The sequence below is a fragment of the Hungatella sp. L36 genome (genome assembly GCF_014288035.1).
The window spans coordinates 215,137-242,003 of the sequence record NZ_JACOPC010000003.1 but is presented as its reverse complement, the minus strand read 5'-3'; the positions used below and the strand labels follow the sequence as shown (position 1 = coordinate 242,003).

25 protein-coding genes are annotated in these 26,867 nt (G+C 48.3%); 8 read left to right on the top strand and 17 right to left on the bottom strand.

Translation table 11 applies throughout. The features are described 5' to 3' along the window. Window positions 1–78: 78 nt before the first annotated feature. Window positions 79–285 carry a DNA-binding protein gene (locus H8S80_RS09850; RefSeq protein ID WP_117630681.1) on the bottom strand — a complete coding sequence of 69 codons (207 nt, stop codon included), beginning with the start codon at window positions 283–285 and terminating at the stop codon, window positions 79–81. A gap of 182 nt (window positions 286–467) precedes the next feature. On the opposite strand from H8S80_RS09850, the gene H8S80_RS09845 reads away from it, so the two are divergent. The 5 genes from H8S80_RS09845 (at window position 468) to H8S80_RS09825 (ending at window position 4,637) form a co-directional block, all read left to right on the top strand. Next, window positions 468–803, top strand: a complete 336-nt coding sequence (locus H8S80_RS09845) for a helix-turn-helix domain-containing protein (protein WP_117630680.1) — start codon at window positions 468–470, stop codon at window positions 801–803. Window positions 804–808: 5 nt separating this feature from the next. Continuing rightward, entirely contained in the window at window positions 809–1,498 is a 690-nt protein-coding gene (locus H8S80_RS09840) for an ImmA/IrrE family metallo-endopeptidase (RefSeq protein WP_181987869.1), read from the top strand. 40 nt (window positions 1,499–1,538) lie between these two features. Beyond that, window positions 1,539–2,303 (top strand): OapC/ArvC family zinc-ribbon domain-containing protein, encoded by a 765-nt coding sequence (locus H8S80_RS09835; protein WP_181987868.1) that lies wholly within the window; start codon window positions 1,539–1,541, stop codon window positions 2,301–2,303. A gap of 171 nt (window positions 2,304–2,474) precedes the next feature. Continuing rightward, the gene (locus H8S80_RS09830) at window positions 2,475–3,527 is read left to right on the top strand and encodes a site-specific integrase (protein WP_117630678.1); all 1,053 of its coding nucleotides are present in this window, start codon (window positions 2,475–2,477) and stop codon (window positions 3,525–3,527) included. Window positions 3,528–3,767: 240 nt separating this feature from the next. Then, window positions 3,768–4,637: a class I SAM-dependent methyltransferase gene (locus H8S80_RS09825; RefSeq protein ID WP_002604709.1), complete on the top strand. Its 870-nt coding sequence runs from the start codon at window positions 3,768–3,770 to the stop codon at window positions 4,635–4,637. Here H8S80_RS09825 and H8S80_RS09820 read toward each other — a convergent pair. From H8S80_RS09820 to H8S80_RS09760, 13 genes are all read right to left on the bottom strand, one after another. Then, entirely contained in the window at window positions 4,620–5,657 is a 1,038-nt protein-coding gene (locus H8S80_RS09820; RefSeq protein ID WP_117630677.1) for an acyltransferase family protein, read from the bottom strand. The two genes, H8S80_RS09825 and H8S80_RS09820, sit on opposite strands and share 18 nt — an antisense overlap. 295 nt (window positions 5,658–5,952) lie before the next feature. Next, a complete protein-coding gene (locus H8S80_RS09815) occupies window positions 5,953–6,837 on the bottom strand; it encodes a carbohydrate ABC transporter permease (RefSeq protein ID WP_002604711.1) in 885 nt (294 codons plus the stop codon). Window positions 6,838–6,851: 14 nt separating this feature from the next. Then, window positions 6,852–7,808, bottom strand: coding sequence for a carbohydrate ABC transporter permease (locus H8S80_RS09810; RefSeq protein WP_002604712.1), 957 nt, complete (start codon window positions 7,806–7,808; stop codon window positions 6,852–6,854). Between the two features lie 97 nt (window positions 7,809–7,905). Then, window positions 7,906–9,240: an ABC transporter substrate-binding protein gene (locus H8S80_RS09805; protein WP_002604713.1), complete on the bottom strand. Its 1,335-nt coding sequence runs from the start codon at window positions 9,238–9,240 to the stop codon at window positions 7,906–7,908. Between the two features lie 177 nt (window positions 9,241–9,417). After that, the gene (locus H8S80_RS09800) at window positions 9,418–10,272 is read right to left on the bottom strand and encodes a MurR/RpiR family transcriptional regulator (protein WP_002604714.1); all 855 of its coding nucleotides are present in this window, start codon (window positions 10,270–10,272) and stop codon (window positions 9,418–9,420) included. 229 nt (window positions 10,273–10,501) lie between these two features. After that, on the bottom strand, window positions 10,502–12,133 hold the full coding sequence (locus tag H8S80_RS09795; protein ID WP_117630676.1) for an FAD-binding protein: 1,632 nt from the start codon (window positions 12,131–12,133) through the stop codon (window positions 10,502–10,504). Next, window positions 12,105–13,157 (bottom strand): ABC transporter ATP-binding protein, encoded by a 1,053-nt coding sequence (locus H8S80_RS09790; protein WP_029467286.1) that lies wholly within the window; start codon window positions 13,155–13,157, stop codon window positions 12,105–12,107. Before H8S80_RS09790 ends, H8S80_RS09795 begins: the two co-directional genes overlap by 29 nt. Next, window positions 13,147–14,166, bottom strand: a complete 1,020-nt coding sequence (locus H8S80_RS09785) for an ABC transporter ATP-binding protein (RefSeq protein ID WP_002604717.1) — start codon at window positions 14,164–14,166, stop codon at window positions 13,147–13,149. Before H8S80_RS09785 ends, H8S80_RS09790 begins: the two co-directional genes overlap by 11 nt. A gap of 10 nt (window positions 14,167–14,176) precedes the next feature. Further along, window positions 14,177–15,106, bottom strand: a complete 930-nt coding sequence (locus tag H8S80_RS09780) for an ABC transporter permease (protein WP_002604718.1) — start codon at window positions 15,104–15,106, stop codon at window positions 14,177–14,179. Window positions 15,107–15,118: 12 nt separating this feature from the next. Beyond that, window positions 15,119–16,081, bottom strand: a complete 963-nt coding sequence (locus H8S80_RS09775; protein WP_025530777.1) for an ABC transporter permease — start codon at window positions 16,079–16,081, stop codon at window positions 15,119–15,121. A 69-nt stretch (window positions 16,082–16,150) separates the two neighbouring features. Continuing rightward, window positions 16,151–17,857 (bottom strand): ABC transporter substrate-binding protein, encoded by a 1,707-nt coding sequence (locus H8S80_RS09770; protein ID WP_002604720.1) that lies wholly within the window; start codon window positions 17,855–17,857, stop codon window positions 16,151–16,153. Window positions 17,858–18,133: 276 nt separating this feature from the next. Next, entirely contained in the window at window positions 18,134–19,036 is a 903-nt protein-coding gene (locus H8S80_RS09765; protein WP_117630675.1) for an ROK family protein, read from the bottom strand. Window positions 19,037–19,113: 77 nt separating this feature from the next. Beyond that, entirely contained in the window at window positions 19,114–19,797 is a 684-nt protein-coding gene (locus tag H8S80_RS09760) for an N-acetylmannosamine-6-phosphate 2-epimerase (protein WP_002604722.1), read from the bottom strand. Window positions 19,798–19,997: 200 nt separating this feature from the next. Here H8S80_RS09760 and H8S80_RS09755 point away from each other — a divergent pair, with 200 nt between their 5' ends. The 3 genes from H8S80_RS09755 to H8S80_RS09745 all read left to right on the top strand — a co-directional run bounded on the left by H8S80_RS09755 (window position 19,998) and on the right by H8S80_RS09745 (window position 23,150). Continuing rightward, complete coding sequence (locus H8S80_RS09755; RefSeq protein ID WP_002604723.1) at window positions 19,998–20,915, top strand: dihydrodipicolinate synthase family protein; 918 nt, start codon at window positions 19,998–20,000, stop codon at window positions 20,913–20,915. Between the two features lie 147 nt (window positions 20,916–21,062). Then, window positions 21,063–21,713 (top strand): SGNH/GDSL hydrolase family protein, encoded by a 651-nt coding sequence (locus tag H8S80_RS09750; RefSeq protein WP_181987867.1) that lies wholly within the window; start codon window positions 21,063–21,065, stop codon window positions 21,711–21,713. Window positions 21,714–21,812: 99 nt separating this feature from the next. Beyond that, the gene (locus H8S80_RS09745) at window positions 21,813–23,150 is read left to right on the top strand and encodes a S8 family peptidase (RefSeq protein ID WP_002604725.1); all 1,338 of its coding nucleotides are present in this window, start codon (window positions 21,813–21,815) and stop codon (window positions 23,148–23,150) included. Window positions 23,151–23,479: 329 nt separating this feature from the next. On the opposite strand, the gene H8S80_RS09740 is transcribed toward H8S80_RS09745, so the two are convergent. The 3 genes from H8S80_RS09740 to H8S80_RS09730 form a co-directional block, all read right to left on the bottom strand. Next, the gene (locus tag H8S80_RS09740; protein WP_002604726.1) at window positions 23,480–24,094 is read right to left on the bottom strand and encodes a GNAT family N-acetyltransferase; all 615 of its coding nucleotides are present in this window, start codon (window positions 24,092–24,094) and stop codon (window positions 23,480–23,482) included. Window positions 24,095–24,186: 92 nt separating this feature from the next. Next, window positions 24,187–25,887 carry a DUF5722 domain-containing protein gene (locus H8S80_RS09735; protein ID WP_002604727.1) on the bottom strand — a complete coding sequence of 567 codons (1,701 nt, stop codon included), beginning with the start codon at window positions 25,885–25,887 and terminating at the stop codon, window positions 24,187–24,189. A 169-nt stretch (window positions 25,888–26,056) separates the two neighbouring features. After that, window positions 26,057–26,863 (bottom strand): M55 family metallopeptidase, encoded by an 807-nt coding sequence (locus H8S80_RS09730; protein ID WP_117630673.1) that lies wholly within the window; start codon window positions 26,861–26,863, stop codon window positions 26,057–26,059. Between the last annotated feature and the right edge of the window lie 4 nt (window positions 26,864–26,867).

The following is a 26,867-nucleotide window of genomic DNA, read 5'->3' as shown; positions in this document are numbered from 1 at the left end:
CTCCTTTCCTCATCTTCCCATTGACACAAATATTCGACGGTGGTATATTTGTCATATCGAACATAAGTTTGTTTTTTGTTAATTTTCTCGCTTGAACAAGTAATCTAAATCGTACTTTGGAAACAGAACATTTCTAATCGCTACTGCGTCTTCATAGTAAAAACCCTTCTTCGTTTCGCCATTTACCGTATCGCTTACAGTTTGGTATCTACAACCAAGCAAACTTCCTATTTGAGTAAATGTTACATTCTCGTCTTTCATAGCGGACAAAAAGTTTCTATACATGTCATCACCTCCTTAAAAATACTGAATTTCGAATTTCATAAGCAAATTATATTCTTTATTCAGTATTTTGTCAACGCGAAATATTCCTTTTTCCGAATTTATTCGCTAAATCGAATATTTTTCATTTACAAAATACGTTTTATGGTATATAATAAAAGCACTTAGAAAACGAGGTAACAGCTATGGAAAAAGCGAGAATTTTAGAAAGGCTAATAAAAGAACAAGGCTATAGCCTAAAATCATTTGCTCTAAAATGTGATATTCCTTATACTACACTATATGGAATAATGAAAAACGGTGTTGGAAAAGCTACTGTCGATAATGTTATGGCCATATGCCATGGGCTTGGAATTACTATGGATGAATTAGAGGAAATGGCCAATGGCAAGAAAGCAACAAAGTTGGAACCTTCTTATACCGACGTAGAAAAACTTGTAGCCAGAAATGGAAAGAAAATGTCTGTTGAGCAGAAAATGCGCCTTATACAGCTTTTGTCCGAAATTGAATTTGAGGACTGATTTTATTGAGAAATTATTTATGCTGCACCGATTTTAACAGAGCTGGACTTAACCGATTGCTAAGTTATGTATTAACTGTCTACAAGGAATGCAATGTAATTGCCTTTCCGATTGATTGTTTTTCAATACTTCGGCATTATGGTTTTAAGGTTTTGAGTTATTCAGAGTTAAAGGAGATCAACTTTGAATTATATACGATATGTCAGAGTTGCACAGAAGACGCTTTTACTTATGAAAAAATTGTTGCCTATAATGAAAACAATACGCCTGAGCGCATTCGCTTCTCATTAATGCACGAACTGGGGCACTTTATTATGGATCTTCCTTCAACGGATAAATCATTCGAAGATCTTGTCGACTATTTTGCCAGTAACATTCTTGTTCCTCGTGCAACTATATGGCATATGCGATCAGATAGTATCAGAGGTATCTGTCATACATATGGAGTATCCTGCATGGCCGCGAATCGGATATACGAAGATTATAAGATGTGCCACTTAAGTGAGTGCAAAGAAATAAATCAGGATATACATAACTGGTTTTTTCCTGTTGTTATACCGGAAATGACGGTGCCGAAACCCAAGCCTATCCTTGAACAGAAAGAGCCTAAAGAAAAACACACCACATGGGCAGAGTATCACGATATGCTTGAGAGATATTTTCCTGAGCGGTTACAAAATTGTGTGTTAAGATAACACTATTTTTTTCAATTTATGAACTAGGGAGGGTTATAATATGTCACTAATCAAATGTACAGAATGCGGCAAGGAATTCTCAGACAAAGCAACAGCATGTCCCAATTGCGGTTGTCCCACCAGCGAAATGGTTCCTTCTGCAGAAGCGGCTCCTGAAGAGTATATCAATTCAGACACCGACATTCAGATAAAAGAATCTGCTGTCAATAAGGTATGGGGAGCAGTACAAAATAGTATGCAAACTATAGCAGAAAATAATAAAAATTCTATAAAATCCACTCGTCAGGTAGGCCCTGTACAAATAGATGAACCGCATAAAATGTTCCGCATAAATGGGGCAGTACCAGTTAATGGTAAAAAAGATGGTATTGGTAAATCAATGTTTAAGGGCATGATGGCTGTTGGTACAATGGGAATGTCTGTTGCCGCTGAAAAACTGGTTGGAGGAGGAAATAAACAAAAAGTTGGGAATAAAGAATGGCTTGAATTTAATGATTTGATCAATTACGATCTTTTAGAAGATGATAGCCTTGTTACGAGTGGAGGAGTTGGGCAAGCGCTGATCGGAGGAGCCATATTTGGAGGTTTCGGTGCGGTTGCTGGCGGTATTACTGGTAAAAGAACACAAAAAAAGAAAGTTGAATCACTTTACATAAAAGCAACAGTAAATAATTTTGGGTCCCCCTGCATCATGATACCTTTAATAACTAAGTCTACTAAGATTAATAGCAAAGAGTATCAAACTGCATTTAACTTAGCCCATCAAATCCTATCAGCATTTGATGTTATCACACATAATAAATAAGCAAAAAGCCCCAGGAGCTACCAACTCCCAGAGCCTTTACATAGATTTTCTCTTGCCGGATCGCTCCAGCAGATATATTCAACTTGAACACTTGAATTATATCATTTCTGGAACGTCCTGGCAAGGGGCGTATTTTTTATACTCAAAAAAAAAATAGAAAGGAATGATATTATGCCTACATATTACGATGAATCAAAGAAAACTTACTTCTGCAAATTCTACTACGTTGACTGGACAGGTCAGCGTAAGCAAAAACTAAAACGCGGATTCCCCCGCAGCAAAGACGCAAAGGCATGGGAGCGGGAATTCCTCCAGAAACAACAGGGCAGCCCGGATATGACATTTCAGGCTCTTTACAATCTCTACATAGCAGACATGGAACATCGTCTCAAAGAATCTACCATGCAAAACAAAAAATATACCTATGGAAAGCATATAGTCCCATACTTCAAGGACAAGACCATCAATCAGATCACTGCGGTAGATATCCGCAACTGGCAAAACAAAATAATAAGCAGCGGCTTTAAAGAAACATATCAACGTCAAATATACAATCAGTTAAATGCTGTCCTTAACTTTGCTGTCACATACTATAATCTTCCTCAAAATCCATGTAAAATTACGGGCTCAATAGGGAAACTAAAAGCGGAGGAAATGGATTTCTGGACACTTAATGAGTTTAACTGTTTCATTCCCAAGGTACGTAATATTACTATGCAGACTGTTTTTTATACACTTTACTATACTGGAATGCGCTACGGGGAACTGCTGGCACTTAATATGGGTGATATCAATTTACAAAACGGAGCTATTACAATAACCAAAACATTCCATCGAATTAAGAAGCGCGATGTGATTACATCACCCAAAACGGAAGATAGCAAAAGAATCGTAACAGCTCCGCCATTCCTCGTAGAACTCATTAAACAATATATTGAGAAAAATTATGATATGCAGCCCGAAGAGCGATTATTCCCCGTTACCAGAAGCAAAATTGTCACCAGCATGAAGCACGCTTGTGAGGATTCTAAAGTCAAAATAATACGAATCCATGACATACGGCATAGCCACGTATCTCTACTCATCGAGATGGGTTTCTCTCCACTCCTTATCGCCGAAAGAATCGGCGACTCCGTTGAAATGGTAAACAAAACTTACGGCCATTTATATCCCAATAAGCACAACGAAGTAGTAGATAAACTACAGCTTTTAGTATCAAAATAGTATCAAAGCAAAATATTAGAGCCAAACGATAGCGTAAATACGTTATTTCTGGCTCTTTATCTTTCAATTCTATTACAATTTTTACGTAAATTATGGATAATGCACCGCTCCGTAACTATGTAAAAAAATCGTCTGCCGTTCAGAACGCTGTTCCCTTGACGCATTTCCCCTTATCCAGTATAATCATAGAATCATAGAACGCATTTTACGGTGAATACAGAAAGGTCAGGGATAAGTGGCATGTGGATTGCAGACGGTTGGAAGGATTATGAAGTGATAGACTGTTCAGAGGGAGAAAAACTGGAGCGTTGGGGTAACTACACGCTGGTTCGCCCGGACCCGCAGGTCATCTGGTCTACCCCAAAGACGGAGAAAGGCTGGAAACACAGGAATGGACATTACCACCGCAGCGCTAAGGGAGGCGGAGAATGGGAATTCTTCGATCTGCCTCAGCAGTGGAGTATTCAATATAAGGAGCTGACATTTCAGCTGAAGCCCTTCAGTTTCAAACACACCGGACTGTTTCCAGAGCAGGCGGCCAACTGGGACTGGTTCGGCAGTAAGATCCGGGAGGCGGGACGGCCAGTCAGAGTCTTAAACCTGTTTGCCTACACGGGCGGAGCCACACTGGCAGCCGCAGCCGCCGGCGCCTCGGTCACCCACGTGGACGCCTCCAAGGGCATGGTGGGCTGGGCCAAGGAAAATGCCAGGTCCTCCGGTCTTGAATCGGCGCCCATCCGCTGGATCGTGGACGACTGTGTCAAGTTCGTGGAGCGGGAAATCCGGCGCGGGAGTCACTATGACGGAATCATTATGGATCCGCCATCCTATGGCCGCGGTCCTAAAGGGGAGATCTGGAAGATCGAGGAATCCATTCATCCGCTGGTCAGGCTCTGTGCCCAGCTTCTCTCGGATGATCCGCTCTTCTATCTCATCAACTCCTACACCACGGGACTGGCTCCCGCCGTCTTAACCTACATGCTGTCCATCGAGGTGGCCAGCAAACACGGCGGCTTCGTTCAGTCGGAGGAGGTGGGTCTTCCGGTTACCAGGACAGGCCTTGTACTTCCGTGCGGAGCCTCAGGCCGGTGGTCATCGACCCCCGTTTAACAGCCTCCATACGGCAGGCGCAAAGCGCCGGATCAGACGGCTTGCCAGCCAGCTGATGACAACGGCGAACAGAGGCATAAAAAAGAACAGAAGAAAAGCAAGAACTGGTACAGGCGGGAGCAGCAATGCTCCCGTTTTGTTGATCAGACGGACAAGTGCAAAGTGAACCGCATATAAAAAGAAGTTATTCTTCATGAAATCTCTGGCTTCGAAAAGCCTTTCCTCCGGCACCATGAGCCACAGGCCGACCGGGACCAGAAGCCGGTAGACCACCGTAACAGACGCAGTCTCCCCCAGGCTGCTGCCAGGCAGATCCGTCCGCAGGGAGATGCAGCCGGCCGCCAGAAGCACCAGACCCGCAATCAGGCGTTTCCGTGACCAGACTCCTTCCACCACCGCTTTTTTGTGTACCGCCGCGAAGGCCGCAAAGGAATAGTAAAACAGCGCGTCCAGGTTCAGAAACGGCAGATCGATCCCCAGATAGACCCCTGTCAGCAGGATCGCCAGAAACACGATTCCGGGCCAGACCCGTTTTACTGCGAGATAGATGAGGGGAGCCAGGAGAATAAGAAGGATCAACTGGTAGAGATACCAGAACACATAATTATAGGTATAATTCAGAATCGCATCAACCGTTTCCAAAAGGCCAAACGGAATCTTTCCCTTACCGATCACATCAGAAATATAGGGAAGCCTGCTTCCGATCACATAGCCGAAATAGTACAGACTGTTCCACACGATATACGGAACCAGAACGCTCCTGATCCGGGAGCTCCATTTGCGCATTAAAATCTCCGGTTTATATCCGCGGAAAAAGAGATAAGAAGAAATCATAAAGAAGCCAGGAACCGCGATCTGAGCGATTTTGTCGCCGAAGAAGCGCTCCAGCCGCACCAGGGAGGCCGCCGCCCCGGTATTTCCCAGGAACAGTACGGCATTATAGGAGTGGACCCAGATAACCAGCACGCTGAACAGGAAGGTAAACCAGTATATTTTATTTCTGAATGTTTTCTCTGCCATGGAAACCGCACCTCCCTCTCCGTCCTGATACTTATTTTATTCTATCACACCCGGAAAAGAACAGGCAATATATTTAGTATAATCCCCACAGCAAACCTCCAGACCGTTACTGTTTCCTCCCAGCCCGGGGCTCTGCCGTCTGGTTTGACTCTGCTGCAAAAAAAGAAGAGGCGGCCGAATTCATTCCGGTCAGCCTCTCCTTATTATATGAAGAAGTTTTATTTCAATCCACACCCAATTATTTTACAGCGTACGGCTGCACCCGATATAAATGTACGGCTTGTTTCCGGCACACTTAACCTTTTACCGCCCCCATCGTAATTCCCTGCGTAAAGTATCTCTGGAAGCAGAGGAACACAATGATAATCGGAACGGAGGCCAGAGCCGCACCTGCCATAATTAATCCGAAATCGTTGGACATTTCGCTCAGCTTACTGGCAATACCTAAAGCAATGGTCTTAGATTCATTCTGAGTCAGCATAACCAACTGCAGCGGATATTCATTCCAGGAGTTAATGAATGTGAAGATCGCCAGCGCACCAAACCCAGGTTTGATGATTGGAAATGCCACATTCACAAAGGTTGTCAGCTCTCCTGCCCCGTCAATCCGGCAGGCTTCCAGAAGAGAGGTCGGAATATTCTCAGAGAACTGCTTCATCATGAATACACCGAATGGCCATCCGACAACCGGGAAGATTACTGCAAACATGGAGCCCCATACGGATTTCAAAAATCCCATAGCTGACATCTGTCTCATCAAAGGAATCAGAATAACCTGCTTCGGGAGTGCCATGGCACATACGAACAGACCGAAGATCAGGCTCTTGCCCCAGAAACGTTTCTTCGCCAGTGCGTATCCCGCCAGAGAAGAGGTAATACAGGTAAGTCCCATCGCCACTACGGAGATGAACACACTGTTAAACAGCCAGCGGATTGCCATCGGCATGCCTATGCCGAAAAGCTTCGTCCCGCTCTTAAAGAGCCGGCTGTAGTTATCCCATGTAATCGTTGTAGGAAACCACTTTACCATTTCACCGGACTTTATAATAATGTCGCTCTTCTCCTTCACGGAACCGGTGATAATCCAGTACAGAGGAAAGAGAAAGAACACGGCCATAGCCGCCAGGAGGATAAGTGTAATCACATAATACGGACTTATTGCTTTCTTTTTATTTCCCATATCTTTCGCCCCTCCTATTCTGATGTTCCACCATTCATGACCTTAAACTGCAAGGCACTGAACAGCGCAATTACAATTGCCAGAACCACACCCATGGCGTTGGCATAACCAAACTCCTTGGTGGTCTTAAATGCGATCTCATACAGCAGGTACATAACCGTACTGGTACTGTAATTCGGACCGCCGGAGGTCAGAAGCTGGATCAGTGCAAAACACTGGAAGCTGTTGATGGTGGTAATAACCGCCACATACAGTGTCGTCGGCATGATAGACGGCCACTTAATATTCCAGAACACCTGGAAATTATTGGCTCCATCCACCTTGGCAGCCTCCTCCATAGAGGCATCCACATTGCCCAACGCTGCTACGTAAAGAACAATCGGCTGACCGATGGAGGTCGTAAACAGGATCAGAATAATACACCACAGGGCCATGGACTCACCGGAAGTCCAGGGAAGCGGCTGCCCGCCAAAGCTCCTGATGATATAGTTAAAAAGGCCGTCATACTTATCGAACATCCATTTCCATACTACAACAACTGCGACGGAACCGGTAACTACCGGAAGATAGAATACACAGCGGAAAAAGGAACGGATACCGGAACGCATCTTATAGATGGCTGTTCCGACCCACAGGGAGAATGCGGTTACAACAGGAACCGATACCACCACGATAATAACGGTATTCACCGCCGATTTTAAGAAAATTTTATCCTGAAAAAGCCGTATGTAATTGGCAAATCCTACGGCAGTTCCCTTCGGATCTGAAAAACTGGCATTGGTAAAGCTGGTGATAACCCCTGACGCCATAGGGAAAATAACAAAGCCTACAAAGAAAATCAGCGCCGGAAGCAGGAACATATATGAAACAAATGTCTCTCTGCGCTGAAGCACCTTACTGCGTGCAGGCATTTTTTCTTTTTTGTTTTTTGGACGCCCGGGTTTCTGTGTGGAAACAGTTGTATTTGCCATTTGTTTTACACTCCCTCCCTAAAGATTGGCTTCCTCCCTCTGCACTCGGCAGAAGAAGGAAGCCATGTAAATGTTACTGTTCATAAATTAGTGTTTATTAGTTGCTGTTTGCACTCGCGTTGAACTCGTCAGCAGCGGCCTGTGGGTCGGTACCGTTGAATACCTGCTGAAGCATATTGAACCACAGCGGACGCATGGCTGCAAAGCCTGCACGTGTATTGTAGTATGGGCCATAGTACTGGCTCCAGGAAGCCAGCATCGCTTTGTGCTCATCTCCAGGATACAGATCGCCAAAGGAAGTACGTACCGGGAATGCATTGGTCTTAACAACACTCTTCGGACCCCATTCTGCATCATCACAGATAAATTTCACGAACTTTTTCGATGCCTCAGCGCGTGCTTCATCTTTGTTGTCAAAGATAGCGAAGCCATTAACCAGATATTCTAAGGAAGGTTTGCCGCTCTCTGATGGGAATGGAACGGAAAGCTGTGTAAAGTCATCTGATGCATATGTAATTTCACTGGAAGTACCAAAGCAGAATGTCATCGCTGCAGTCTCCTGCTGGAACTTCTGAAGCTCATCTGCTGCTGCCATGTCAAAGCCTGCATCGATTGCCTTGCTGTCATACATGCTCTTTAACAGAGTGAGAGCTTTTACGCCATTTTCGCTGATATTCCATTTGCCGTCATCGCCGACGATGGAAGCGCCATATAAGTTATTTACAAGAGCACGGGTACCCTGATCGCCGCCCTGTCCTCCGCAGTATACAATGCCAGGAACCTGTGTGGGAGCTGCGTCACGAAGCGCTTCACACATCTTTACGAAGTTCTCGGTCGTCCATGTACGGTCGCCTTCCAGGTTTACATACTGGAGTGCATCTGCCTTTTCCAGAGCCTCTTTGTTCAGACCCATATAGAATGGAGAGGAGGAAATCGGATACATCCAGGCGGTACCGTCTGCGCCTACGCAGGTTTCAATCAGAGACTGGCTGGTTAAATCGCTCTTCAGTTCGTCTAACATATCATCTAAAGGAACCAGATAGCCGGCTTCTCCAAACTCAATGATACGGCCTGGTGCATCGAAGAGAATGTCAGGTGCTGTACCGGAAGTCAGAGCTGCTGTCAGCTTATCCGGGCCGGACGTAAAGTCGATGTACTCTACCTTGACGTTAATGTCAGGATTTTTCGCAGTAAATGCATCAACGACTTCCTGCTCGTATCCAGTGTCTACGCCGAATGTCGGGAATGCCCACCATACGATATCCGTGGTGCCGCCTGCTGCGGTTGTTTCCGGTGCCTTGCTTGCATCTGTTGCCGCCGCTGTCGTCGTCTCTGGAGCTGCCGTTGTCTCTGCCGGTTTGTTTCCACCACATCCTGCCAGCGTACCAACTACCATAGCCGTTGCCAAACCAAGAGATAAAATTTTCTTCATTACTACTCCTCCTTATAATAAGTCAATTTAACGCCAAAGGCATTTGGTCAATCTGTATACTTTTTGCAATTAAGCGCCTTTCTCGTTTATGAATTTATTATATATCGGAATTTTCTTTTTGTCAATCTGAAATAAAAAAATTTTTCTTTTTTTCTTTTTTTTAGGAATAATCTTTGGTCAGTAAAGTTTTTCAATGACCGACGAAGAAGTCTTTTCGTTATTTTTGCTGCATTTTTCGAAATATCGACGGTAGTATTCTGTATACATTAAATCAATCAGGAACAGCTGGCTGATCTCCGCCGAAGTAGAACCTCCCTGAAGCGGTCCTTCATTGGCTCCGCACAGCAGCGTCACATCGGAAAATGATGTCAGCGGCGATTTGACGAATCTGGTCACGCAGATCACTGTCGCCCCGGCACGCTTGGCCAGTTCCGCCACATGGATGGTGTCCTTTGTGGCTCCGGAATAGGAAAAGACCACCGCCACCTCATTCGCTCTCATCATGGACGCTACCATGGCCTGCATATGAGAATCCTGGACACAGTACACCTTCGGCTCGATGCGCAGAAACTTGTTGGCCGCCTTCATGGCCGTAAGCATACTGGCACCCACTCCATAGAAGCAGATCCTGTCCGCATCATGAAGGTGTCTGATCACCTTATCGAAGTTCTCCTCATTCAGCAGTGAAAATGTCTCCTTCAGCGCGTTTACATTCGTGTTCAGCACCTTCTGAGCCATCTCCGAGAAGCTGTCCTCCTGGCTGATGTCGCCATCCAGCTGACCAAGCCCCGATTTCCCATCGTGAAGGCTTAAGGACAGCATCATCTTAAACTCCTGATATCCCTTCAAATTCATGGTCTTACAAAAGCGGAATACACTCGTATCTCCAACCTCACATACCTCTGCCAGATCCGTAATCGACATAAAAAGCACTTCTCTCGGATTCTGCAGGATATAATCGGCCACCTTCTTTTCCGCCTTCGTAAATTGATTGTACTCTGCTCTGATTTTTGTTAAAAAGTCTCCTTGCATGTTTAATCCCCCTTTATGTTTCCAACGGCAATCCTGCAACGATGCCCATGCATGATGCACGGATCACCGTAATAAGAAAAGGCACGCCGGAAACGGCACCGCTTCATGCCGTTTCCGTCGCGCCTACGCCGCCTCTGCTATTAGAATATACCAGGGAACAGTCGTTTGTCAATTAATAAAAAAAAGATTTTTTATTATATAATTTAAAATTTTCTTTTTAACTGACAAATTATTCCCAGCCGGTTTTCACCCCATCATCCCACACCGATAAAATCCTTTTGGAGAGATTTTCTTTTTTCTCCGGGTAATCCCAGCGATAATGGGAACCACGGCTTTCCTTTCGCAGCAGAATCGCCTTCATCAGACACTCAGATAAATACAGCGCCGCGGTAAGACGGCAGGATACCGCAAGTCCCGCCGTGCCGTCTCCCGTTTCCAGGTATCCCGCTTCACATCTGCACAGCTCCTTGATCCGTTCCAATCGGTTTAATGCAAGCTCCGCCCGCGCGCCATTGCGAATCACCATGGCGCATTCGAAATTCATTTCCTGAATCTGTTTTAAATAGGAAGCGGCATTGGGAATGACAGAGAGCAGTACCTCCGCCCATTCCTCCTCCGGTCCGGAGATGCTGCTGCTCCAGCCGGCCGCGGCTTTCCCCGCGATCTCTCCGAACACCAGGCCATTAGCCGTCGATAAGCCGCCCAGCCGGTCCGCCCCATGCATTCCTCCCGTCGCCTCCCCGCAGGCATACAGGCCGGGAACTCCCGTGCTTCCGTCCGGTCCGATCCTGATTCCCCCGTTGGACGCGTGGGCAAAAATCCCCAGCTGGATGGGATCGTCGATCGTCAAATGCTTCTCTTCTTTCAGCCATTCAAAGTAGGTCCTGATGAATTCCGGCTGATTCTCCCTTAAGGATTCCCGGTACGTCACCGTGACACCCCTGGGATTCCTCAAAAATTCCGTGAACAGCCTGATATCTACCGGCGCGGACGGAAGTCTGGTGGTAAACGGACCGTGGGTGGAACGCACCTCCATCCGCTCTTCCAAATCCGCCTTCCGCCAGTCCTCAAAGATGGAACGCCCCGTCTCCTGGCGGCAGAAATTGCTGTATTTGAACACCTTTTCGTTATAGATCGTCTTCGGTGCCGGAGACAGATACCCTGGCATCATCTGCATAAACTCGATATTTACCAGCTTCGCACCGGCACGGAGCGCCAGATACTGGCCGCATCCGGTGACGTCATCCGTGTTCAGACGGTACTGGAACAGTCCGCCCAGGCCTCCGGAAGCCACAACCAGACTTTTGCAGGAAAACGCGGTCAGTCCGCCTTTCTCCGTCAAGGCCGCCGCGCCGCTTACCCGTCCGTCCGTCATGATAAACTGTAAGATCCGGGTGGACGGAAAGCATCTGACCCCCAGTTCCTCTAACCGGGCCAGGAACACCTCCCGGGCGCTGTCTTTTACAATCCCGTGCCAGTCTCTGTTCTTATAATCAAAACAGGGGATGAACTCCTTCTCCCCTTTGTTTTCAGCTTCCTTCAGCTGGATTCCAAATGCCTTTAACCGGTCCGTCCCCCTGCGGATATGGCTGACCAGGACGGAGACCAGCTCCGGGTCTGCCATGCCTTCACCGACCTTTAAAATCACGGACTTTAGGTCTTCCTCATCCGCTTCACTTTCGGGTCCCACGAGCCCCAGGCCCCATGTCCCCGGATAAAAACTGGAGCCGGAGCAGATGCACGTACCGCTTACGATACAGACATCTGCCCCCGCTTCGGCGGCTGAGATCGCAGCCATAATGCCCGCGATCCCGGCCCCCATGACAAGCACATCACATTTTATTTCGTTTTTCAGCCGCATGTTTGATATTTTCCTCTGCAAAATGGCAGGCGACGTAGTGTTCACGCCCGTCAATGTCATATTTCTTAAGTTCCGGCCTCTGGTTCTTACAGATTTCCTGACACTGGCTGCACCTTCCGTGGAAATGGCAGCCGCTGGGCGGATTCATCGGGGAAGGCACATCACCCTCCAGAATGATCCTCTTTTTCTTATGATGAATATCCGCAACCGGAATCGCGGAGAGAAGGGCCTGGGTGTATGGATGAACGGTATTGCGGTACAGCTCATCCGCCTCAGCCAGCTCCACGATTCTGCCAAGATACATGACTGCGATTCTGTCGCTGATATACTCCACCACGCTCAAATCGTGGGTGATGAAGATATAGGTCAGATTGCGCTCTTCCTTCAGTTTCTTTAACAGGTTTAATACCTGAGCCTGTATGGATACGTCGAGCGCGCTGACCGCCTCGTCACAGATCACAAGCTCAGGGTTGATGCACAGCGCCCTGGCGATGCCGATACGCTGTCTCTGGCCGCCGGAGAACTCATGGGGATAACGGTCCATGTATTCCCGCCGCATATTTACGGCTTCCAGCAGATCGCCGATGATCTTCCTTCTCTCCTCTTTCGTCTTGATGCCGAATTTCTTCAGCGGGTCTGACAGGGACTGGTAGATCGTAAAGGACGGGTTTAAGGAAGACTGAGGATCCTGAAAAACGATCTGAATCTTCTTTCTGGCCTCATCCATCTCCTTACTGGTCAGCTTCTCCAGATTGCGGGGGCCGTTCTCAAATTCGTAGACCATCTCTCCTTCGGTCGGCTTATAGAGCTGAAGGATGGTTTTGCCCAGCGTCGTCTTTCCGCATCCGGACTCTCCTACCAGCCCCAGGGTCTCCCCTTTATAGATGGTCAAATCAATATCGTTGACGGCCTGGACGTAGCTCTGAGTCTTTCCCATAAAGCCGCCCTTGACCGGAAAATACGTTTTTAAGCCTTTGATTGTAAGCAGCGCTTCTTTATTCTTATCATGATTCTTATCTGCCATCGTTTGTCACCTCCTGATACCGTGCACATCGTACCATGTGAGTTCCGCCAAGCTGTACCTCTTCAGGCATGCATTTGTCGCATTCCGGGCAGGCGTAGTCGCACCGCGGCGCGAACTGGCATCCGGGCGGCCTGTTGTACGGATCCGGCGTGGAACCCTTGATCGGGTTGATGTCCTGTTCGGCGCCCCTTCCCAGAACAGGGATGGACTTTAACAGCGCTCTCGTGTACGGATGCGTGGGGTGATCCAGCACCTCCTCCGCAGAGCCGCTTTCGATGATATTGCCCATGTACATGACGGCGACATCGTCGGCCAGCTCGCAGACAACTCCCATGTCGTGGGTAATCAGCATGATAGCCGTGTTGTAATTCTTCTTTAAATGATCCATCAGTTCGAAAATCTGGGCCTGTATGGTCACATCGAGAGCCGTAGTCGGTTCATCGGCGATCAGGACCTTCGGATTACAGCTCATGGCCATGGCGATCATGGCACGCTGTCTCATACCGCCGGAGAATTCGTGGGGATACTGGTCGATTCTCTTCTGAGGATTGGGGATTCCCATGTCGGTCAGAAGCTTTAAGGCTGTTTCCCTGGCCTCCTTCTTGGATACGTTCTTGTTATGGGAACGGATCATCTCCTCAATCTGCCATCCGATCGTGTAGACCGGGTTCAGCGCCGTCATGGGATCCTGGAAAATCATGGCGATATCCTTGCCGCGGATATCCCTCATCTCTTTTCCGTTTCTTTCCAGTTCGTGGATCTTAATATCACCGCGCTTGTCTCCGCTGTGATAGATGATTTCCCCTTCCTCAATCCTGGAAAGCTTGGGAAGCAGCTGCATGATGGAAGTAGCCGTCACGCTCTTGCCGCAGCCCGACTCTCCTACGATACAGAGTGTCTTGCCGCTTTTAATATCCATGGAAACGCCGTTGATCGCCCTGTTGCAGCGCTCATTTGTATAGAAATACGTCTTTAAATTTTTAACGGAAATTACTGCATTATCGCTCATATCCTGCCTCCTAGCCCTGCTGTGTCGGATCTGTGGTATCTCTGATGCCGTCGCCCATGAAGTTGATGCTCATGACGAATAAGGAAACCACAATACCGGTTGGGAGCCACATCCACCAGTTATTCTGAAGAGTGAACATATCCTGAGCCGCATTTAAAATATTGCCCCAGGTCGGGACCTCCAGCGGAACGCCCAGGCCTAAGAAGCTTAAGGAAGCCTCCTCCAGGATAAACATGGCCGTACTCAGTGTAACATTGACAATAATCGGGCTTAACGCATTCGGTAAAATATGCTTATAGCAGATGATAAACGGATTGAGTCCGAACACCTTTAAGGACTGTACGTATTCCTCTTCTCTTATGGAGAGCACCTGGGATCTGGCCATACGGAAACAGGACCCCCATCCGCAGATGATAAAGATAATCACGATATTTTTCGCACTCTGTCCCATGATCGCAACCAGCATCATAACGAGAATCAGCTGTGGAATGGACATGAACACCTCGGAGATCCGGACCATAAGGCTGTCGAACCAGCCGCCGCGGTATCCGCTGTAGCATCCTAAGAGTACGCCGATAAATGCACAGCCCAGGGCGCTTCCGAATCCGATCGCGATGGACATGCGGCCGCCGTACAGGACTCGCGCAAATACATCCCGGCCGATCTTATCCGTCCCAAACCAGTGCTCGCCTGACGGCGGCTTCAGAATAGATTTCATATCCACGGCCTTCGGCGAATAGCCGGTTAAAAGCGGTGCGAAGATACAGGCCAGAAGAATGATCAGGAAAATTACGCCGCCCACGATGGCAAGACGGTTGTTCAAAAGCTTTCGTAGCGCCCGGTTGCCGGACTTCTTGTTCTTCAGTTCTCCGGATTCCTCCATCTGTCGGATCTGGTCAAACTTCCGGTTTAAATGCAGCTGTTTTGATTTTATACTCATCTTCCGTCCCTCCTATCGTTCCAGCTTAATACGCGGGTCTAACGCGGCAGTCAGGATGTCGACCAGCGTACTGGCAAACAGTGTCATGAAGACGAATAACAGCGCCAGCATCATGACCAGATTGTAGTTCTGCGAACGAACCGCCGTATTGAATGCACTTCCGATTCCAGGCCACTGGAATACGGTCTCGATAACTACGGAACCTGCGATCAGGGTCGGAAGGCGGAAGCCCACCAGGACGATAACAGGAGTCAGCGATACACGGAAGCCGTGTACTAAATTCACTCTGAATTCAGAGAGCCCTTTGCTGCGGGCCGTCTTTATGTAGTCCTTGTTCATGGTATCCAGCATGCTGCTTCGGGCGTAACGCATGACACCTGCCGTCATGGAGATTCCCAGAACGAGAGCCGGCATGACGAGATACTTGATTCGCCCTGCAAAATTGACCACGGTCGGATCCGTCCGGCCGCCAACCGGCAGCCATCCTAAATTTAATGCGAAGATTAAGATTGCACAGACACCGAAGAAGAACTGAGGGATGGATACGCCGATCATACCGGCTACGGTCAGAACGTTGTCGCCGATGGTTCCCTTGTAGATTGCGCCGAGAACACCGAGAACACTTCCTAATACGGTGGAGATGCAGAGTGCCGCCACGGCCAGTTCAAGAGTGGCCGGAAGCCGTTCCGCCATAATCTGGATTACAGGCACACCGCTGGAAGAACTGTAGCCAAAGTCTCCGGTCAGCAGGCGGCCCAGCCATTTAAAATAGCGGACAAAAAAAGGATCATCAAGTCCATACTGTGCGCGCAGCGCCGCTACCTGCTCGGCGGTCAGCCTCGCAAGCGCCTCCGGGTCCATCAGGTACGAAACGGGATCGCCTGGTGTCAAATCCAGAAGCCAGTAAATGATAAACGTAATGATCAACAGCATGGGAATCATACCAAGAATTTTTTTAATTGTGTATTTTGCCATTTTATCACCTTTCTTAAAAGTTAAGGGACTGTACATAATATACAATCCCTTAACAGCACCTCCTAAGTGTTACTTGATTTCCCAGTTTTGAATATCCCAGTTATAGTTAAACTGCGGGTTGCCAAGCTTTGCACCCTTTACAATCTTGTCGCTCTGAAGCAGGAAGATTGGCTGATAGTAAAGCGGAAGCTCGAATAATGTCTCATTCTCGTACTTCTGTAATTCGAAGAATGCCTTTCTCTGTACCTCTGCATCTACGGAAGCGTTGGTGGCTGCGATGAGTTCGTCTAACTTCGGATCGCTCGGTGTATGAGAGTTGATGGAATAACCGGTCTGATATCTGTCATAGTACTCATGTAAGGATAACGCTGCATTGGCTGCGTAGCACATATCCCAGTCTACTGCGCTCGGTCCGTTGACCGGATCTTCCGGAGCTTTCCAGAGAATGGTTGCCAGATCGCCTTCTACCAGTCTTGCGTTCATCTTAATGCCTACTTCTGCAAGGTACTGCTGAATGATAGCCATAAGATCCTGTGTCATCTGATCCGTATAGTAATAAACAACATCAAGCTCTGTATTCGGATCCCAGTTTGCTTCCTTTAACAGTTCTTTTGCTTTTTCCGGATTGTAGTCGTAATTGTTCAGTCCGTCTGCCTTGTCCGCTCCGTCTGGTGTCAGGCTGTTTGCAGGAAGTGCTGCGCCCTCGAAAACGCCGTCTAAGATGGATTTCATGTCAAGTGCGTAAGCGATGGCCTGGCGTACTTTCTCGTCTGCCAGAGGCGCCTTCTTGCCGTCCTTTTTGTCAAACTTGTTTAAATACAGGAGACGGGTATAACGCACATTTACGGTGTCGATGGTAAGTCCAGGTGTTCCCTCCAGCGCCTTGACATCGGCAATGTTCTTGGTGTAAGCGTAATCCAGCTTGCCTGCCTTCGCATTCGTTACGAAGTTCGCATCGCTGTCGCCTGCACTCGGATTTAAGTGAATAGTGAAGTTCGCGGTTCCGCCATAGTACTTGTCAAACGGCTTCAATGTGGTGTAGTTGTTCATCTGAACTTCATCTACCATGAATGGGCCGGAACCAACCGGGCTCTGGAAATACTTGGCCTGCTGTAAGGAGATCGGATCTGTATCCGCCAAATACTTCTTAGGCAGAGGAGCAAACTGCGTAAATGTCAGCAGTGCATCCGGTGCGACTTTCTCAAAGGTCAGTGTAATCTTGCTGCCATCTACGGCAATTCCTTCGATGTGCTCGGCGCTGCCGTCTTCATAAGCTGCCGCACCCTTTAATGCTTCAAATGTGGAACGGAATACGGAGTTTAACACCGTTGTCTTAAGCGCATACTCGATACTCCACTGAATATCGTCTGCTGTAATCGCTTCGCCGTCGTGCCAGAAAATATTATCTCTTAACTCAAAGGTCAGTGTCATTCCATCGTCGGACATCTCGTAAGATTTAGCCAGATCGCCTTCACCGGTTACCGGCGCCAGGTTCTCATCGGCAAAGATCAGATGTGCGTACAGGGTTTTGTTATATGTGTATGTACCAGGATTGAGCCACGGTGTCTCGAAGAACTCAGTAGGGCCGCCGTTACTGTAGAGAACACCCGATTCCCCCGCTGCTGCCGGCTCTGCCGGTGCGGCTGTCGTATCTGCCTGTCCCCCCGCGGTGGCAGCTGTAGTGGAACTCGCCGGGTTACCGGATCCACAGCCTGCCAGCAAAGATGCCGTCATTGCCGCAGCCAGTCCTAAAGAAAAGATTTTTTTCAATTTCATGCAATACTTCCTCCTTTTTTAAAATAAAAAGGCGCAATGGATCATTTGTCCTTCATCCGTCACGCCCTTGTTGTTGATAAACACATTATATTACCGAAAATTTATTTTGTCAACATTGAATAGAAAAAAATTTTTTCCATTTTTTATTTTATGTATTTTTTATCCGGTTTACAAATATCCAAAAGATTCCTTCGTGATATTGTATACAGTATTGTAGTATTTCATTTGTTCTCAAAACAATTATGCTTATTTCACTTTGGCCTGCATCAGTTCTGCTTATTGCACTTCAGTCCGGCCGTTCTGTTCTAAGAGTGCACCGGCCAGATACGCCGCGCCCATCAATCCGGCACGGTTGCCCAGTTCCGCCTGGCGCAGTTCCACATTGCGGAAGCTGCTCATGATTCTCGCAGAAGCCTTCTGCTTCACCTCTTTCAGAATATAGGGCTGCGCCATGACACCGCCCCCTAAGACGATACAGGATGGGTTAAAAATATGAATAACAGAAATCAGCCCGTACACGATCTCATCGATCCAGCTGTTCACAATGTCTCTCACCTTCGGATCGTCCAGTCTGGCAAATATCTTTCTTCCATTGTCCAGGTCCCGGTTGTAGGCCATAGCCCTCCGCACCAGCGCTGTAGTGGAAGCGTATTTCTCGTAGCATCCGCAGAAAGGTTCCCCGTACACACTGTCCTCCGGATGGATCATAATACCGCCGAACTCTCCCGCCGAGCAGGCACTTCCCGTATAGATTCCCTTATTCATGACAATGGCGCCGCCGACTCCGGTCCCGTAGGTGATACAGAGAAAATCCTGAAAGTCTCTTCCCGCTCCAAACTGGCCTTCTCCGATGGCTGCCGCGTTGACGTCATTCTCTACAGCGACAGGCACATGAAACTCGCGTTCCATGATCTCCCGCACCTTCATCCCCGTATAACCGGGTATGTTTTCATTGGCGTAGCGGATATAGCCATCCGCAGAATTCACCTGGCCGGCAGTGCTGATCCCGATGGCCTCAAAGTCATCGTACTGACGGAGAATCTCCACAGCCCGCTCCATCACATACCTTCCGCCGTTCCTGGCATTGGTGGCATGCTCCTTCACCCCCACAATGTCCTGTCCGTTCCAGATTCCAGACTTGATGGAGGTGCCCCCGATATCCAGTGCCGCAATCCTCATAACAATCTCCTCCTGATAGAAAAAGGACAAAGAAACTAACTTTTCTGGCCTCTTTGTCCGTCATACCTAACTATTCTTTACTGTATCGCAGCCACAAAATGTCTTGTGATATCCCTCGGTCTCGTGATCGCGGTACCTACAACTGCCGCCAGCACACCGGTATCAAGAGCCGCCTTTAACTGCTCCGGCGTCCAGATTCCGCCTTCCGCGATAACCGGCTTGCCGCAGGTCTCAACGAGATGCTTCATCAAATCAAAATCAGGAAGCTTAGCTCCCTTTGTATAATCCGTATAGCCGTTCATCGTTGTGCCAACCAGATCAAGTCCGATCTGTGCGGCATGAAGACCTTCTTCATAACAGGAACAGTCTGCCATAAAAAGCTGATCCGGATATTTGGCGCGTACTTCTGCGAAGAACTCGTCCAGAGTCTTTCCATCCGGTCTGATGCGGTTGGTGCAGTCCGTGGCAATAATATCCACGCCGCACTCCACAAGCGCATCGACTTCCTTCATGGTCGGTGTGATATATACGTCACAGTCCCCGTAAACTTCCTTAATAATGCCGATTACCGGAAGATCTACCGTTTTCTTAATTTCCACAATATCTGCGACCGTGTTAGCTCTGATGCCGACCGCGCCGCCCTCTTTGGCCGCATATGCCATTCTGGACATAATGTAAGAACTGTACAGCGGTTCTTCCTTTAATGCCTGGCAGGATACGATCAGACCACCTCTGACCCGTTCCAGTACTGAATAATCCATATTAGATACCCCCTCTTGTATTTTTTACTGATTTTTGGGATTTTTAACTGTTTTAATCATAGCACGTATAAAAAATATTTTCAATACAAACATTAAATAAAAAAAAGTTTTTATTTTTATTGATTTCTGCCAGTAATGATGATATGATACACACAGATACTGTTGAATTATTATAATAATTGAAAAGGCAGGTATGTATTATGTCCAAGTATGATGTCAACAAATTCAAAAACGTTACTGTTGCGCTCAACACTCCGTTCGACAAAAACGGCGATGTTGATTTAGAGGCGACAAAGGCCGTTGTAAACTATTTCTGTAACAAAGGTATTAAGCAGATGTATGTCTGCGGCAGTACGGGCGAAGGCTTCCTTCTGGATACGGAAGAAAGAAAGGCCGTGACGGAGACTGTTGTAAAGGAAGCGGCAGGACGCATGAATATCATCGTCCATGTAGGCTGTCCTGATACGAGACATTCCGCCGAACTCGCCAAGCATGCGGAGGCTGTAGGCGCCGATGCTACATCCGCAGTTCCCTGTGTATATTACCACATGGGTGAGGAAAGTGTATACCAGCACTGGACAAAAATTACCGAGGCTGCCGATCTTCCTTTCTTCATTTATAATATCCCGCAGCTGACCGGATTCAATCTGTCCATGGGGCTGTTCGGCCGTATGCTGGAAAACGAGCGCGTTGCCGGCGTAAAATGCTCCTCCGACCCGGCACAGGATATCCTGCGCTTTAAGCTGGCCGGCGGCAAGGATTTCATCGTATTCAACGGACCGGACGAGCAGTTCATCGCAGGACGCCTGATGGGCGCTGATGCCGGTATCGGCGGTACATACGGTGCCATGCCTGAGTTATACTTAAAGATGGACGAACTGGTTAACCGCGGCGAATGGGAAAAGGCCAGAGAAGTGCAGAATCTGGTTACCCCGCTCATTTACCGTCTCTGCTCCTTCCCGTCCATGCACGGCGCAGTAAAGGGAATCATCTCCTTGGACGGCTGTCCGATGGGCGATCCAAGACTTCCATTCCTTCCGGTTGCACTGGATGATCCGAAGCTGGTAGAGCTCTACCACGATATCAGGAAAGCAGTCGAGGATACGAAAGATTTATAAAGACTTTAAAAATCAGTCTGAGAGGATGTACCTGCTTGCAGGCTGCATCCTCTCTTTTTATTTCCGAAGGCAGCGAGCCGGATGCCATGCCTGCATAAGTATTTGGCAGCTGCGGCGGAGTATTTAACTATTTAGGAGGAGGACATCATGAAAAAACACATTGTATGCTACGGAGATTCCAATACCCACGGGTACTGTGCTGCGAACGACGGCCGTTTTGATGAAAATGAGCGCTGGCCGCGTCTCCTGGAACAGAAGCTGGGAGAAGATTATCTCGTTCTCGAGGAAGGCCTGTCTGGCCGGACCACCTGTTTTAACGATCCGATCCACGAGGGCTTGTCCGGGCTGGATTATATTTACCCATGCCTCATGAGCCACGAACCCGTAGATTTGCTGATCATCATGCTGGGAACCAATGATACCAAGGAACGTTTCGGCGCATCCGCCGCCTGCATTGCGCTGGGCCTCAAGCGTCTCATCGCAAAGGCCATCGCCACCACCGACTGCTGGCGGGATAAGAAGCCCAATATCCTTGTGGTCGCTCCCAAGAACATCGAAAAAGAGTACGAGGCCACAGCGGTAGGTGCTACGATGGGCCGCGGCTGTGCGGAAAAATCAGAAGGTCTCGCCGAAGAATACAGAAAAATCGCAGAGTTGATGGGCTGCCACTATTTCGACGCCAATACCGTCGTAAAAGAAAACAATAAAATCGATTATATGCACCTTACAAAAGAGGGCCACGAGGCGCTTGCCACCGCACTGGCCGGTCTGGTGAGGTTACAGTTCACAGCCTGCTGAGAAAATATTAAGGGAATTTTCACATATTTTTCCACGCCTTTGCTCCGGGATTATGGTATACTAAAGAAAAATGTTCCTCGCATAAGGAGAATCATCAGAATGAAGAAAAGAACGCGCGCAGTCAGTCTTTCTTTAGCCCTTGCCATCGCCGTGTCTGCAGTGATCCCATGGACTTTTGCATCCACTTCCGATTCCGCTTCCGGATCCATTTCCGATTCCGGAAGTAATAGAACGGCCTCCTGGAAGGCGGCACAGGGAGACATGCTGTCCGTCAGCCAGAGCGGCCAGTCCCTGCAGACCTTCGCATTGGGGCCAGGACTTGTCAATTTATCCCCGGCTGACCAGTTTGCCACCTACCAATGGGGATTAAAGAATGACGGGGAATTTCAGCTCGTCGAGATAAAAGCAAAGTTCCAGGCCGCTGACAATATCTATTCCGGCGGCAAAGGCGGTTTCGGCCTTCCGGGCCTTGGTCCCGGCGACTTCGAGTCCACGGTTACCGATGCGGTAACGGGTGTCGATATCAATATCCGCCCGGCTTGGGATCTCTATGACCAGTCGGAAAACAAACGGTCCGTGGTTGTAGCCATCATCGACACAGGCGTCGATTATAACCATCAGGAGTTTTCGGGCGCCATGTGGACGAATCCCGGAGAAATTCCTGGTGATGGAATTGACAACGACGGAAACGGTTACGTGGACGATGTTCACGGCTGGAACTTCTATTCCGGCAACAGCCAGATCTTTGTAGGCGAAGAAGACAGCCACGGCACCCACGCCGCAGGCACCATCGCCGCGGTCCGCGGTTCCTACGGAATCGCCGGCATCACCGACAACAATTACGTAAAGATTATGTCCTTAAAGGCATTAGGCGGCAGTGACGGAACGGGTTCGCCCGACTCGGTCATCCAGGCGATTCGCTACGCGGAAGCCAACGGTGCCGCCATCTGTAACTTAAGCATGGGAACCTCCGCTTATAACGAGGCGCTGGCCCAGACCATGCAGAATTCGAAGATGCTGTTCATCGTGGCCTGCGGCAACGGCGGCATTGCCGGAAAGGGATACGACACCGACATTTACCCGGTCTATCCCGCGTCATTCCCATTTGACAACGTAATCTCCGTTGCCAACTTGTTATTCGACGGAAGCTTGAGCCGTGACTCCAACTACGGAGCCGCCAGCGTGGATATCGCGGCCCCCGGAACCTATATTGTCAGCACATTGCCGGGCAATAATTACGGTTTCATGAGCGGCACTTCCATGGCCGCCCCCATGGTGACCGGAGTCGCCGCCATGCTCTACTCCTACCGCCCCGAGATTTCACTGTCCGACGTGAAAAACATACTGCTGAACTCCAGCAGAAAGATGGACCAGTTAAGCGGGAAAATGGTGAGCGGCGGAATGCTGGATGCGTATGCAGCACTGAGTTACCAGTAATATTTAGGTGGGGAGTCAGTGATGGGAGATGTTGGATTTCAGTATTCAGTGAGAAAATTTGGATTTTAAGAACAATTATAGAAAGGACGTTCCTGTCAGGTATTTGGCGGGAGCGTCCTTTTATGTTGGGGCAGGTTGGATTTTATGTGGGGTGGTTTGGGGAGGTGTGGGGAGTTTCGCGTTGGGCTTTATGTGGTTTTCGCATTAGGTTTTATGTTCGATTTTATTTGAATTTCATGTTGCTTTTATGCTTTTTTCTACTATATTTTATAATGTATTTGATGAGACTTTCAAAAGGCCCATTTATAAACTACATGTTTTTATTGAACTTACTCCTCAATCTTCAGAAGATCGATAGCCTCATTGCCTGATTCGCCTGCTGTCTTAGCCGTCAGACGCATGTATAACAGCGGATATGGATTTCCCTGCTCGTCCAGCTCCGTCCTTTTGAAACATTCAAATCCCATGTGCTCATAAAACCCTTTCGCCAACGGATTCTGCTCATTTACACACAATTCGCGTATCCCCAGCTCTTCTATACCATAGGTAAGAAGCCGCCTGCCCAAACCAGATCCACGCAATTCCGGTTCGAGGAAAAGCATCTCCAGACGCTCTCCCGCTGTACCCATGAAGGCAATGGGTTCACACTCCGCATTTATAGCAATCACCAGAGTGGGAACTTCAAGAAGCGCGGCCGGGACATACTTCTCTATTTCCCCGATTTCCTGATCAGACAGGAAAAGATGGGTCTTCTTGACGGAGCGCCTCCATACTTCTGTCAGGCGATCGATCAATTCATCGCTTCGTACTTCCTGCAAAATTATTTCTGCCCGGTTTACCCCCTTTGGCAGCGTTTCCCGATTAATCTCCCGACTCTGTTGATTTTGGTTTCTCTGTATACAATTTCTTAGGGTTGATTCCCCCTGTTCTGATTGATTCTGCATAATCTGCTCCTGCCTTACCGTTAAAATAACCCGGGAAGCACAAGTCTTCCCGGGTATCACTTCCACTTCTTATTCGTTCACTTTCGTCTCTTCTACTCCATGGAACGCCATCTGAAATTCGGAATAAGATCAGACCACTTGTTGACGCCGATAATCGGCTTTGCAAATTCCGTAGCTTCCAGCGTATACTTCTTCTTATCAATGTCACGGAACACCTGCCAGATCTTACGGCGCTTCGTGGCCACAATGGTATCGCCCTGATTCATATCACACTCCCACAGACCAAATGCCAATCCACTGCGCACCTCCAGCGGTGCGTCCACCTGACGGCTTAAGATATAGGCGTCGATATATGGATTACTGTCTACCAGGTAATAAGAATAGGCAAATGCCGCCGCCTGGATCTGAGGAATGTCTCCTCTTGTCGGGCTCTTCGCCGTAAATCCTTCTTCTGTAAGGATAATATGGCGGACATCTCCGGTCGGTGAACGGAATGCAGCCTGTGACATGTAATCGGTAAGAACATTTAAATTAGCGAAGTTGATGACAGGGGAATTAAAGTCATTAGAAATCCATCCGGTCTGCGCATCGTCCCAGAATTCCGGTTCCGTCATAGGCGCCGGATATGGGTGGTAAGCCAGACCCCAGTCCATCTGCCCCTGAGCGTTGGCGATAGAATTAAATGTATCCATGATATTCTTTCCGCCGTATTTTAACTTGTTGTCGATCTCTGCATTCCAGTTATAATCAAGGGAGAAATAGACCCTGTCGTTTGCACTGGTGCTCTTGATTGCCGTATAGAACACACGGAATGCATCCTGATACGCCTGAACGTAGCTGTTTAAATCCCAGGCTCCAGTGTAATTCCACTGCTGGTTATTAATCTCATTACCGATAATCCAGTTGGATATCTTGCCCTGATCCGGATTCGAACCGTTGTACCGCTCTGCAAGGAATGAAGCGATAGCCTTAGTCTGTTCAAAACCGGCCTCTGTTGCCGCGTTAAATAAGTAATAAAATGCTTTTGAAGACTTCTTCGTACCGGGATAGATCAGATCCGGCGTGGCGTCATTCCAGCCATTTAGGATGATAGCCGTAACCGTCATACCTTTACCGGAAAGCGCACTGATGGTTCTGTCGTAATCTTCAATAACCCGCTTGTCGAAATGATACGTCTTACCGTCATACTGGTAGTCAATACCCTGACCTAAAATCTGATGAAAGGCAATATTCGTTCCCACATGTTTGACACCCAGATCAAATGCATCTGCCAGCATGTTAAGCTCGATATTAAGCCCTTTTTTTGTCAAAGGATCGTTAAATGCTGCGGTGTTCGGAGCTACCGCCTCCGGATTTGTGATATAGTGCGGATCGCTGACCTCGATGTATTTCGTCCCATCCCAGACCGCTACCACAAATCTGCTGTATAACCGGTCCTCCGCGGTACCTTCATTCAACGGGAACTGATACGTTACCTCCGTTCCAAATGAAGCGGCCCCTGCGTAATCAAGGCGTCCTTCCAGATTCTTCTGATACGGCTTCTGTTCCACCAGATAGAGAACTCCGTCCGTACCGGTCATGTCTCCGCTGCTGGTGACCTTGACCGTCACACTTTTCTTATCCGGATTGATCAGGCAGGAGGTGATCGATGATTCCACCTTGGGCCCCTGTGTCTCAGCGTTTTCAGCGGTCTCAGTGTCCGCGCTGGCGAATGAAGCAAACACTCCGGTAAAACACAGCAACACTGTAGCCAGAATGCCTGCCGCTCCTTTTCTTATCATCTTACTATCCATTCCTGTTTCCCTCCGTGATGTCTAACTTTATGTACTCTACCATGATACCCAATTGCCATACCATTTGCAATAAAGTTTTTATTACGGAATTCTAAATTTACTTACAATATTGGTACCATCTGGAACTTCAGGAGCCCCTCCATCGAACGCTGCTTTGTGGATATTATGGCTAATAAACGACAAAACTGTGGGCGGTAACAACCTCCATCCAGCATTTTGCTCTTAGACGGTTTGTAAAACGGTCTACCTGCTCCATACCTGGATAGAAAGACATCTGATACGCTTTCTTCCAGTCCTTGTAGGTCACTTCGTAAATAAACTCTTCCGGTAAATCCACAATAGGGGCTGGTGATTTTCTCCTGTTTTCTACAGCGGTTTTGGCAGCCTCACAGAGACGTTCTATAACGAGCTTCTGCGGAACGCAGAAGGTGGCACCGCCCACGCCGCGCTTGATCTCGGCAGTCGAAATCTGCGGTGCCAGTTCTCTGGCATCCCGGCAGACGGCTTCGTCACCAGAGAGAAAAAGAACTGGTATTCCGAGGGAGGAAGCGGTGTAGGTATTGAGCATAAACTCGCTCATATAGCGGCCATTGAGGCGAATGTACTGGCTGTTTCCTGTGGAGGTGTGGCTGATGGCAAACTCCGGATTGCCGGCGGCCGCATGGTACCCAAGAAAAAATACTCCGTCAAAGGTCTCGTCTAGGCCAAACATCATGTTATACGGATGTCCGCTCTTCCCCCGGATCAGCGTTACGTATTCCGGCATCGCGAGAGGGTTGATGTTGGAGGCGTCGCCATGGCCATCCTTTACGACAATAGCGGTCGCTCCGGCGGCATGAGCCGCCTCGCAGACTGCGACGACTTCGTTTGTCATCTCCTCTGCATACCTCTGGTAAACAGACTCGTTTTTATGAGTCTCATCGGTGAAACTTAGTCCGGCGCAGCCTTCGATGTCTGCGCTGATGAATATTTTCATAGTG